Below are 11,332 nucleotides of genomic sequence, written 5' to 3' on the forward strand. Positions count from 1 at the left end.
ACGCCCCGAAGCCGATCTCCACGGAGCCGACCGGCCGCGAGGGCTTTCCAGGGTCTCTTCGCCTAGAGCGCTCGACTCCGGTCGAGCTCGACGGACTGCGGCTGAGTTACACCCTGGAGTGTGCTGACGAGATCGACAGCCGCTCTGTCCAAACGCTCCACGAACGAGGCGGGCCGGTCGGCGCGGAAAACCTCGCCGTCGAGCGCGGCGTCACCACCGGGCTCGACGCAGGTGGTGCTCGAATTGCAAGATGCGTCGGGTGCGTTGGACGCGTTGGAGGCGCGGGGTGCGTGGGATGCGCTTCATGAACACCGGACCCTGATGGACGAGCTGGTGCGTCGCGGCCTGCCGGAGACGCCCGTACTGGTGCGCAATTCAGCGTCAGCGAGCGCTCGCCCGCGGCGCGGGCGGGCGGGCTCGCCGGCGCACGCCCCCGAGAGCGCGCGGGCGCGCGCGCTCTGCCGGACGCGAGCCCGGGGGCGAGGTCGTGTGAGAAGGGGGTGAGCAGCGTGGCAGTCATTCGCGAGACGGACATCGGCCCGGAGACAACGCCGCTGTCCAGCAGCTTCATCGATGCGATCCAGGGTGTCAGGCAGGACGATCGACGCGTCGCCCTGCTCGTCTACCACCGCGACGGCGCCGAGCGCGCCGTGCTGAGCCCGGGCGTGCCGGTCGTGATCGGCCGCGCGCCGCCGTCGCAGGTCCAGATCGGCGACGTCAGCCTCTCGCGCGAGCACGCCCGCTTCACCCAGTCCGGCGACAGGGTCGTCATCGAGGACCTGCGCTCGACCAACGGCACCTGGCTAGGCGGCGAGCGCGTCGCGCGGGGCGAGGTGAAGCCAGGCGAGGAGGTGATCCTCGGCAAGGTGGTGGTCGCCGTCCGCTCGATCACGGCGGCCGAGGACGAGCTGCCAGGGCTGATGAGCCACGAGCAGCTCCGCGTCGCGCTCGAGGAGGAGGTGAAGCGCGCGCGGTACTTCGGGCGGACCTTCGCCGTCGTGATGGCCCGGGTCGCCCGCCAGCCGGGCGCCCACGTGAGCCACCTGTTCCCGCGCGTGCGGGCGCTGCTGCGCCCCGTGGACCGGATCGCGCTCTACAGCTCGGACGTGGTGGCGGCGCTGCTCCTCGAGGCCGGGGCCGAGAAGGCGCTCGACGTGGCGCGGGCGCTCGCGGCGCCGCCCGGGGTCGGGTCGCCCGCCGTGCTCGCGGGGTTCGCGACGTTCCCCGACGCGGGGACCGTGGCCGAGGAGCTGCTCGATCGGTGCTGGAGCGCCGTGCGCAGCGCGACGGTGGAGCAGCCGGTACGCTCGGCGCCGGGCGGGACGTGGAAGAGCGGTCCGGGCACCTGTCGCGTCGAGCCGGTCGTCGTGAGCCCCGCGATGCGCCGCGTGTTCGAGGACGTCAAGCGGGTCGCGCGCTCGTCGATCCCGGTCCTCTTGCTGGGCGAGACGGGGACGGGAAAGGAGGTCGTGGCGCGCGCGATCCACGACAGCGGCCCGCGGAGCGGAAAGCCGATGGTGTGCGTCAACTGCGGGGCGATCCCGCAGCAGCTCGTCGAGAGCACGCTCTTCGGCCACGAGCGCGGCGCGTTCACCGGCGCGTGGCAGCAGCAGCGAGGGGTGTTCGAGGCGGCGGACGGCGGGACGGTCTTCCTCGACGAGATCGGCGAGCTGCCGGCCGCGGTGCAGGCCGCGCTCCTGCGCGTCCTCGAGACCCGGCAGGTGACCCGCGTCGGCTCGAACAAGACGATCGACGTCGACGCGCGCGTCGTCGCGGCGACCCACCGCGACGTCGAGTCGATGTGCGCGTCCGGCGCGTTTCGCAGCGATCTGCTCTACCGCCTGAACACGATGACGATGACGATCCCGCCGCTCCGGGCGCGCCCGGAGGACATCGAGCCGCTCGCGCTGCGCTTCCTCGACCAGGCGAACCAGGCGAACGGTCGGTCGATCCGCGGCTTCGACGCCGCGTCGCTCGCGCGGCTCCGGGCGTACTCCTGGCCGGGGAACGCGCGGGAGCTGCGGAACGCGATCGAGCGGGCCGTGGTCATCGCCGAGGGCGAGTGGATCGCGGAGGAGGACTTGCCTGAGCGCGCCCGGGCGGCGCCCACGTCCGAGCCGGCGGCGGAGGCGGAGGCGGAGCTGCCGTACCAGGTCGGCGATTCCGCCGCCACGCCTCCGGGCGGGGACTACCTGAAGACGCGGCTGCAGCGCTGCGAGGCCGAGCTGATCGTGGAGGCGCTCCGCAAGGCGAGCGGGAACCAGACGGAGGCGGCGCGCGCGCTGGGGATGCCGCTGCGCACGCTCGTGTACAAGCTCAAGACGCTCGGCATCAAGCGGCTCGGGTACGCGCCGCCCCGGGAGCCGTAGCGCGCGGCTCGGGCGCGGCCAGCCGCGCTGGCTGGCCGCTCTGCCTTCGATGGCTTCCATGCGCGGGTGCGCGCGGGTCATGGCCCTCGCCGCCCCCGCGCGGCGTCGCGGATCAGGGCACGGTTCGAAGCGCGCTCTCGGCCGAGCGGAGCGCTCCCTCGATCCCCTGGTAATCGCAATAAGCCTCGCCACAGACATGGACGCTGCCGGCGGGCGCGGCGCTGCCGGGGAGGTCGAACGCCTTCAGCCTCTCGAGGACCTCCCACGACCTGACGCCTGGCCGCCAGGTATGGGCCCCGGCCCCATACGGTTCCCTGCTCCAGTCCCGGATGGCCCAGGTCGTCACGGTCCCGGCCGCGCGCTGCCGGCCGGCCGGGTCCTGGAGGTCCACGCCGAGGTACTTCACGAGCTGTCGCTTCAGCGCCTCGCTGCCATCGATCTCCGCGCGATCGTGGACCTCGCCCTGCACATAGACCTTCCAGAACTCCGTGGCCGGTCGATCGGTGTAGAGCATGATCATGCCCTTGCCGTCGCTCTCGCGGTAGGTCGTGTGGACCTCCCTGGCGGGCATCAGCGACGCGTTCCTGTGGGGCGGCGTGCGCCCCGTCCACCACGGCGCGTCCGTGACCAGGAAGCACTTCAGGAGCGGGAATCCGAAGACCGCATCGAGATCCCGCCGGATCTCCCGGGAGAAGCAGCCGGCGAGCCGCATCAGAGGGCTTCGGGGCAAGGCGAGGATCACGTGCCTCGCGACGGCCTCGACGGTCTCTTCGCCGCGAGAGAACTGCAGGCGGACCTTCCCTCCTTCCGCCGCCGCGAGCGACGTGAGCGCGTGGCGAAGGTGGATGGAGACCTGCTCCGGGCGCCGCTCGAGCTCCCGCACCAGGGCGAGGGGCAGCGCCCGGGAGCCGCCTTCGATGCTGACGAGCGAGGCGTCCCCCTCGCCCTCGCTGGACAGCGCGCGCAGCCAGAAGACGATCCAGTCCATGGCGTTGGGGTTCTCCGGAATCAGGTGGAAGAAGGTGCCCTGATCCCGGATCGCGAGCACGGCGCCGTGGCTGAGGACGTCGCTGAGCGCGTTCCAGAACCCCTGTTCGTAGAGGAGAGCGCCGCCCAGCCTGGCGCCGCGGCGCATGCTGGCGTAGTCGTCCTCAGCGAGGCTCCTCAACCAGTCGCGGTGCTTCTCGTCCCGAGGGTCGTCCGGGTCGCCGGGGCTCGCCCAGGGCGTATCCTTCAAGATCCGGAGAATACCGAGCTTCATCAGCTCGAGCGTCGTGTGGGGGCGATGGGCCGGTCCGGCCTCGTCGGGGGCGAGGGAGGACCGCGGCCCCTGGACGGGCTCGGCCGCATAAGGGGTGAAGGGCCGGGTCTTCAGGCCGAGCTCGTCGAGCAGGCCCATCAACAGACGCTGCCGGCGCTTCTCGAAGCGCATGGGGCCGCACTCGGCGAGGAACCCATCCAGGTCGACCGTCTCGATCCGGCCACCGAACCGCTCCGAGGCTTCGAAGAGCCCTACCTTGCGGCGGGGGTCCCGCTGGGCGAGGCGATAGCTGCAGTAGAGGCCGGTGATGCCGGCGCCGACGACGATCGTATCGAGCTCTTGCACGCGGTTCCTCCTCGGTTCCTGGACAGGGGGTGAGGCCGGCGGGGACGCCGGCCTCGCCGGCGCCTTCACGCGGCCGCCCGCTCGGCAGAGGCGCCGCCCATCTCCGCGCCTTCCTGCGTCGTTTCATAGAACAGGAAGCGCCCGGTGGTCGCCTCGCAGACGGCCTGCCAGCCGCGCATCCGCCCGACGACATCGAACGAGAGCCCCCAGCGAGGCGTCTCGTCGATCACGCGCACGCCGAGGGCGTGCATCGGCAGGAGGGCGACCGGCGCCAGGGAATGGAAGACGCTGAGGGCGGGCCGCGGGCAGCCGGGCTTGGCGTGGACGCTCGCGCGGAGATAGCTCTCGCTCGAGAAGCCGAGCCCCTCGACGACCCGCTCGATCAGGCCGAGGCCCCGGATGCCATGGTGGTTGATGGCCATGTAGAGCGGCGTCACCTGGTCTGTCGCCTCCTGGAAAGCCCTGGCCTGGGCGGCGAGCCCGGCGGGGATCCCGTCCGAGTGCCCGGCCACGGCGGCATAGAACAGGATCGCCTCGTCCTCGTCGGAGAGGCCGCAGTCCTTGATGAACATCAGCGAGCTCGACTGGGCGGCGGCCGCCGCCCTCACCGCTTCATCCGCCGCGATCGAGGCGACGACCTCCGCGACGCTGCGCTCGATGACGCGGTCCCAGTCCGCGGGGAGGTACGCCAGGGTATCGGCCACGATCACCTCGTCACGGACGCCGAGGCGGGGTAGATCGCGCCAGAGCTGCTCGAGGTGGCTGCGGGTCTCGTCCGCGCAGAAGCCCATGTCGCGGGTGTGAAGGCACGTGTCCGGCACGACCACCACGTGGGCGCCGCCGGGGTGGAACTCGCGCAGGACGCGCGCCAGCGCCGCTCGCATCTTGATGCCGAGGAACTCCGCGAAATCAGGCCACCTGCCGAACCTGCCCGTCTTGAGCGGCACTGGCACCTTGCCGCCGCCCTCCGGCATGGCCAGCACCACCGGCTCACCCGAGCGCGCCACCCGCTCGATCCGGGCGTCGAACTCCGCCATGTCCCGAGGGTCCTCGAACCGGGTCTTGCTCGTCTGGATCGAGGCCTTCTTGATGATGGCCTTGAGCTGAGCGGCCCTGTCGCCGTGTCGGGCCCCTGCCTTGCGCAAGGAGTCCTCGAAAGGGCGGATCGCCTGATCGAGCTCACCGAGGAAGACATCGATCTCGGCAGGCCCGGCGAAGCGGACCGAGGCCGCAGGTAGCCTGTCGCCGGACAGCACGCGCCGCTTCGCCGCGAGGAGCTCCGGCGCCTTCGCGAGGGCGGCGGCCGGCTGGGTCACGGCGCTCTGGTAACGAGGGGCGGCGCCGCGTCCATCGGCCTCCTCGTCGATCGGCGTGGGGTCGGTCGAGCCGCGGCCCGGCGCTGCCGCGCCGCCGGCGGGTCGCGCTCTCATGGGATGACGCGCGCTGTGAGCCTTGGTGTTCTTCGCGCCCTCCGAGAGGATGAGGGGGTGACGGTGGCTGAACACAGCGCTGATGGGGTCGCTGGTCGCTTCGATGGTCGCTTCGATCTTCATGGTTCTCCGCTGCGACGCGCGCGCCCAGACGACGCCCCGTCGCGCTATCGGCTCCGCTTCGACCGAGCATTCGTCGAATGCGGATTGCCTATCTCGCCGTTGCCGGCGTGGGCCAGAGCACACCTCGTGCCGGCCGCCCCCACGCAAATTCACCGGGAGATCGGCGCGGTGGCCGCGTGAGCGAGGAGGAGCGCGCGGGCCGCTACGCGATCGAGCAAGGGATTGCGCGCCAGAGGCGGCGCGTCGCGTGGGCGACGGGTGATGGCGCCCTCGGCGAGGAGGGAGATCACGAGATCTCGCGGCGAGCCGCTCTCGAGGGCTCGCGAGGGAGCGCGGTGGACGTCGCCTGGCGGCCGGGGTCGGACGTGCCGCCTGCGACCGGTGAGCTGACGTTGGTTGTGAGAGATGCGTGGCGCCGCGCGGTGCCCGCGGGCGATTCACGAGGGGATGGAGGGGATCGAGGGGATGGAGAGAGCGACGGCGCCTCGACGGGCGCCGAAGGGAGCGACGCTGTCAGGGAGCGCGCGCGAGGCTGGACCGGCTGGTAGGATCGAGGTCGAGGGGGAGCTGGACCGTGAACGTCGAGCCGTGGCCCGGCGAGCTCTCCACACCGATCGTTCCGCCGTGAGCGCGCACGATCTCGCGCGCGATGTAGAGCCCGAGACCGAGGCCACCGAAGTTCACCACGCCGCTCGCGCGCTCGAAGCACCGGAAGATGCGCGCCTGGTCCTCCTCCGCGATGCCGACGCCTTGATCGCGGACGAGGAGCACCGCACCGGCGGGGCAGGCCTTCACCTCGATGGATATCGGCCGGCCCTCGCCGAACTGGATGGCGTTCTTGACGAGGTGGAACACGAGGCTCCCCAGCTGCTCACGGTCCCAGCGGCCGACGACGACCTCCGGCGCGTCGATGGAGATCGTGGAGGACGGGGAGCAGAGCTCCACGGGGAGCCCGGCGACCACCTCTCGGGCGAACGCTCCGAGATCGACGCTCTCGCGCTTGGGATCGAGCGGATCCGATCGGAGCCTGATCGCCTGGAGCATGTCCTCGCAGAGCCGGGTGAGCCGGTTGACTTGCCGGCCGACGACCTCGAGCGAGGCGACCCACGTTGGCGCGTCCTCCACCCGCCGCTCGCTCAGCCGCTTCATCCGCTGCACCTGCAGCGTGAGCGAGGTCAGCGGCGTCATGAGCTCGTGCGATGCGAGCGTGAGGAACTCGTCCCGAACGCCGGCGCCCGCGTCGTGCTCGGAGGCGCGGGCGGGCTCGGAGGCGCGGGCGGGCCGACGTGCTTCGGGGGTTCCAGGGAGAGGAGCGTTCGAGACGGACATGATTCAACTTCCGTTGGAGTGGGCGGCTTTTCGTGGGTGCAGCCAAAGCATCGGCGATGCCACGCGTCATCGCCCACGGAGGAGCGCGATTTCGCGGACGCCGGGCATGGGATCCGAGCTGCCGAGGCCGGGTGTGCCGTGGCGCACGACGAACGGTTGCTCAGGTACGCAAGGAGCCGCGGCGAGCAAAGGCGGCGACCCGACCCGGTGGCCCGACCCAGGTTGGCCAGCGGAGCGGAGCGGCGACCCGACTCAGGTTGCCATGGCAGCGGGCGACCCGACCCGGGTTGCGACCCGACCCAGGTTGGCAGGGCGGGGCGGGGCGGCGACCCGGCCCAGGTTGGCAGGGCGGCGACCCGACCCAGGTTGGCAGGGCGGCGACCCGACCCAGGTTGGCAGGGCGGAGGTTGGCAGGGCGGCGACCCGACCCAGGTTGGCGGCGGCGACCCGACCCAGGTTGGCAGGACGGCGACCCACCCAGCGGAGAGGCCGCCCGTCCCTCGTCGTGCGAGGCACGGCCACGCGCGCGTGCCGGCCAGGTCGACCCCGGCGGATCCACGCCCGGATGAGGGGCTGAGGTGCGCCGGAGCAGGACGGGCGACGCGGCCGCGAAACCGCAGAGGGGTTTCCGCGTAGGAGCGGATGAACCCGCTCGACGGAGCGCGCAGAGCGGCGCGCTCGAGATCGGGGCGCGCCGTGCCGGTCGTCACGACCGAGGTGCGCCTCGACGATCGACCCCACCGACAAGCCCGCGCCGCTGGGTTCGCGGCGCCAATCCCAGGAGCTTTCTCATGTTTCGCAGCACGATGAGCATCACGGCCCTGTGCTTGGGTCTCTTCGCGGCGAGCGCGCCCGGCGACGCCATGGCACACGGCCCCAGCGCCCACCGGCGCGGCCAGGTCTTCGCCATGACCAACGCCGGGGACGGCAATGCCGTGGTGGCATATGATCGCGCGGCGGACGGCTCGCTCTCGTACGCCGGCACGTACGCGACCGGAGGGCTCGGCGCGCCGACCCGGCCGATCAACGCGCTCGGATCCCAGGGCTCGCTCGTCCTTAGCGAGGACGGGAAGCTCCTGTTCGCCGTGAACGCGGGCAGCAGCGAGGTGTCGATGTTCCGCGTCGCCCCCCACGGCCTGACGTTGCTCGATGTGGTCGACTCGGGCGGCGATTTCCCGGTGAGCGTCGCCTCCCACGGCGATCTGCTCTATGTCCTCAACGTGGGTGGAGACGGCAACATCGCCGGCTTCGAAGTGAACCCGTGCGGCGAGCTCGTCCCGCTCGACGGGTCGATCCGCGGTCTCGGCCTCGGCGGCACGACGCCGCCGTCGCTCGGCGCGACACCGGGTCAGATCGGCTTCTCTCCCGACGGCGAGGCGCTGGTCGTGGCGGGCAAGGGGTCCAATCAGATCCACGTGTTCCCGATGAGCCGCCGCGGCCTGCCCAGTAACGCGCCGGTCACGACGATCTCCAGGGGCCTTGTACCCTTTGATTTCGCCTTCGATCGGCGCGGCCACCTGATCGTGGCGGAGGTCGGCGGCGACGGCATACCGGCGACCGGCGACACGAGCGTTGTGTCCTCGTATGGAATCGGGGCCGACGGGAGCCTTGCTGTCATCAGCGACACTGTCGACACCTTCCAGCGGGCGACCTGCTGGATCGCCGGCGCCCCTGGGAGCCGCTATGTCTTCACGGCCAACACGGGCAGCAACACGCTCTCCGGACTCCAGGTCGACGCGCGGGGTGCGCTAACGCTGCTCGACGACGGCGTGTCCGCCTCGTTCCCCACCGGAACGGCGCCGATCGACCTCACGATGACGCGCGACGGCCAGTTTCTGTACACCCTCAACGCCGGCGCCGGGACAATCGCGGCATTCCAGGTGAGCCGCGACGGCGCCCTGATCCCACGCGGCGAAGCCGGAGGATTGACGCCCGGCGGCGGCGCCCAGGGCATCGTAGTGCGGTGAGGGTCGTCCTTCTCCTGAGTGACGCGTCCAGCGCTGCGTCACCTGGCGTGGCACCCTGCCACGGCCTCTCGGGGGCTCCTCAAGGGCGTCTGCCGCTCCGCCACGCGTTACGAGAGGACGCACGTTAGCTGCGCCGCCTTCGTCGCGCGCGCCCGCGTTTGCGCAGCAGCAGGCGCGCGGCGCTCACGCGGCGCGAATCACCGCCTCCGCGGCGCGGCGCGGGCCGCCCACGGCCTCTTGCACCGGGAAGCCCAACCGGAACGCGAAGGTGGGCTGCCAGTCGCGGAGGCCGAGCGCCTCGTTGAACGAACGCTCCATCACCGGCGATCGTCCGAGCACGCGCTCTCGGTCGATGACCTCCGGCACCTGGTTCAGCGGGTGCATCGCGATGCCACGCGTGGTCGCCCAGAGATGCAGGCGTTGCCACAGGCGCCCAGCGCGGAGGGTCGCGCCCAGATCATAGCGGTCGCGGCTCACGATGACACCGACGGCGGGATCGCCGGCGAGATGGACCTCGCGCGTGACGCGGAGCCAATCGTCATGCATCTGTTCTGCGGACGGACGCGGCAGCAGCTTGACCGCCGCGGTGAGCAGGGGTCCGAGCCCCATCACATCGAGGATCAGCCCGTCCCGATGGGCCGGTACCGCCTCGGGCGCCAGCCTGAACCACGCGTCGCTGTCCCGCACCATCGCCGCATCGCGGACGATGGTCTCGGTGGCGCGCAAGGTGTGGGCGGCGAAGCTCTCGCGCTGGTTCGGGTGCTCCAGCCAGACGATCTCTACATCTGAGTCCTCTCCGTTCAGCCGCGAGAGCTCCTGGAGCGCTGAGACGGGCACGCGCTGCGCCCCGTACGGGCCGCGGTTCGTATGTCGCCGTGCGATGGCCTCCGCGAGAGGGGACTCCGCCGCTCCTGGCTCGATCCGGACGCTCGCCACCCGGCTCGCCCGCGACGCCGCGCGATCCGCAGCGCGAGGTCGCCCCGGGTCCGAGCCCAGCAGATGACCCGTCTCAAATTCCACGCGGGGCTCCCAACCCATCGAGCCTGCCGCGAGCGACAGGTTCTCGATCGCGCAGCCGAGCCCGATGTGCATCTCGCGCAGGAACGGATCCATGGTGCCGAGCGATCGAGATCTATCGGAGAACACGTCGATGCGATCCGGGTGGAGCTCGAACAGCCAGGGTTGCGTGTTGTGCGGGCTCGCGGCGAGCACCGCCGCGCGCACGAGCTCAGCGAGCCCCTCGCCGCGCTGCCCGCGGAACGCGGTCCAGGGCGCGAACGGCTCGCCCGTCCGATCGTCGAACACACCCCGGCCGGCCGCGTACCAGCTCGCTCCGGCGGCCACGGCGAGCGTCGCGACGCCTCCCATCAGGCGCCGCCGCGAGACCTTGAGCTCCCTCTCCATGATGCGCTCCATCGTCCAGAGGACGTCTGACCGGGCTCCGCGAGCGACGGCCACGCGCATAGATTGAGGCGAATCGATAGATTAGTACAATCGATGAATCTAATATATTATATTAGAACGGCTAATGCACGATGCTCTCCCTGACGACCTGAATCTCCTGCTCGCGCTCGACGTGCTGCTCCGCGAGCGGCACGTGACACGCGCGGCGAAGCGGCTCGGCATCACGCAGTCGGCTGCGAGCCAGCGGCTCGGACGACTGCGCGAGTTCTTCGGCGATGCGCTGCTTGCGCCGGGGCGGCCGCTGCTCGCGCTCACGCCGCGCGCCGAGGCGCTCGTCGATCCGCTGGCTCAGGCGCTCGCGAGCTTGCGAGCGGCGGTCCAGGCCGGCGCACCGTTCGACCCCGCGACGTCCGAGCGCCGCTTCGTGCTGCTCGGCAACGACTTGCTCGAGGCGGCCGCGCTGCCGCGGCTCTTGCCCGTGCTGGCACGCGAGGCGCCGTACATCACGGTGCAGGTCGACCGCGCCGAAGCCGACTTCGTGAGGCGGCTCGAGCGAGGAACGGCGGATTTGGCGTTCGTCCCGGAGTTCCTCGTGCCGCCGTCGTCGCGACAGCTGCGCTTGCCGGAGGAGCGCTTCGTCACGCTGATGCGCAGGAATCATCCCGCTGCGTCACAGCGGCTGACCCTGGATCGCTATCTGGAGCTCGGGCACGTGCTGATCGCTCCGCACGGAATGCCGGGCAGCCTGGTCGACCGCGCGCTGGAAGCCCATGGGCGGCGCCGGCGGATCGTCGCGCAGGTCCAGCACTTCGTGACGGTGCCTTTCCTGATCGCGGCCTCGGACCTCGTGGTGACGTGTCCAGCGACTGTCGCGGCATTTTCGACGCCCTTCGGCTTGCGCGCGGTCCGGCCCCCCGTCGAGCTTGGGTTGGACCGCACTTCGGCTGTCTGGCACGAGCGCGCGCACGACGATCCGGGCCATCGCTGGCTGCGCTCCTGGCTCAGCAAGGCGATCCGCGCGGGCACGAGGCTCCGACCCAACAGGCGCCGACCTAACCAAGGCCCCGAGGCCCCGACCTAACCAAGTTGACCCCGATTGACCGA

7 protein-coding genes are annotated in these 11,332 nt (G+C 71.3%); 3 read left to right on the plus strand and 4 right to left on the minus strand.

The window, feature by feature from the left end:
- The first annotated feature begins 509 nt into the window (after positions 1-509).
- Positions 510-2,369 (plus strand): sigma 54-interacting transcriptional regulator, encoded by a 1,860-nt coding sequence (locus WME90_RS27125; RefSeq protein ID WP_437274904.1) that lies wholly within the window; start codon positions 510-512, stop codon positions 2,367-2,369.
- Between the two features lie 112 nt (positions 2,370-2,481).
- Here WME90_RS27125 and WME90_RS27130 read toward each other — a convergent pair whose 3' ends face one another.
- The 3 genes from WME90_RS27130 to WME90_RS27140 form a co-directional block, all read right to left on the minus strand.
- Positions 2,482-3,975 (minus strand): flavin monoamine oxidase family protein, encoded by a 1,494-nt coding sequence (locus WME90_RS27130; protein WP_437274905.1) that lies wholly within the window; start codon positions 3,973-3,975, stop codon positions 2,482-2,484.
- A 65-nt stretch (positions 3,976-4,040) separates the two neighbouring features.
- On the minus strand, positions 4,041-5,528 hold the full coding sequence (locus WME90_RS27135; RefSeq protein ID WP_437274906.1) for a hypothetical protein: 1,488 nt from the start codon (positions 5,526-5,528) through the stop codon (positions 4,041-4,043).
- 513 nt (positions 5,529-6,041) lie between these two features.
- On the minus strand, positions 6,042-6,857 hold the full coding sequence (locus WME90_RS27140) for a sensor histidine kinase (RefSeq protein ID WP_437274907.1): 816 nt from the start codon (positions 6,855-6,857) through the stop codon (positions 6,042-6,044).
- Between the two features lie 791 nt (positions 6,858-7,648).
- On the opposite strand from WME90_RS27140, the gene WME90_RS27145 reads away from it, so the two are divergent.
- Positions 7,649-8,824, plus strand: a complete 1,176-nt coding sequence (locus tag WME90_RS27145; protein ID WP_437274908.1) for a lactonase family protein — start codon at positions 7,649-7,651, stop codon at positions 8,822-8,824.
- A gap of 183 nt (positions 8,825-9,007) precedes the next feature.
- Here the strand turns inward: WME90_RS27145 and WME90_RS27150 are convergent, their stop codons facing one another.
- Entirely contained in the window at positions 9,008-10,228 is a 1,221-nt protein-coding gene (locus WME90_RS27150; protein ID WP_437274909.1) for an Acg family FMN-binding oxidoreductase, read from the minus strand.
- 124 nt (positions 10,229-10,352) lie between these two features.
- Here WME90_RS27150 and WME90_RS27155 point away from each other — a divergent pair, with 124 nt between their 5' ends.
- Positions 10,353-11,309, plus strand: coding sequence for a LysR family transcriptional regulator (locus tag WME90_RS27155; RefSeq protein ID WP_437274910.1), 957 nt, complete (start codon positions 10,353-10,355; stop codon positions 11,307-11,309).
- Positions 11,310-11,332: the final 23 nt, after the last annotated feature.

It is taken from the genome of Sorangium sp. So ce375 (assembly GCF_051473855.1).
GTDB lineage: Bacteria > Myxococcota_A > Polyangia > Polyangiales > Polyangiaceae > Sorangium.

Bases quoted from the DNA above. Each gene is read 5' to 3' on its own strand.
- WME90_RS27135 (WP_437274906.1), bottom strand. From the start codon at position 5,528: ATGAAGATCGAAGCGACCATCGAAGCGACCAGCGACCCCATCAGCGCT.
- WME90_RS27140 (WP_437274907.1), bottom strand. From the start codon at position 6,857: ATGTCCGTCTCGAACGCTCCTCTCCCTGGAACCCCCGAAGCACGTCGG.
- WME90_RS27145 (WP_437274908.1), top strand. From the start codon at position 7,649: ATGTTTCGCAGCACGATGAGCATCACGGCCCTGTGCTTGGGTCTCTTC.
- WME90_RS27150 (WP_437274909.1), bottom strand. From the start codon at position 10,228: ATGGAGAGGGAGCTCAAGGTCTCGCGGCGGCGCCTGATGGGAGGCGTC.
- WME90_RS27155 (WP_437274910.1), top strand. From the start codon at position 10,353: ATGCACGATGCTCTCCCTGACGACCTGAATCTCCTGCTCGCGCTCGAC.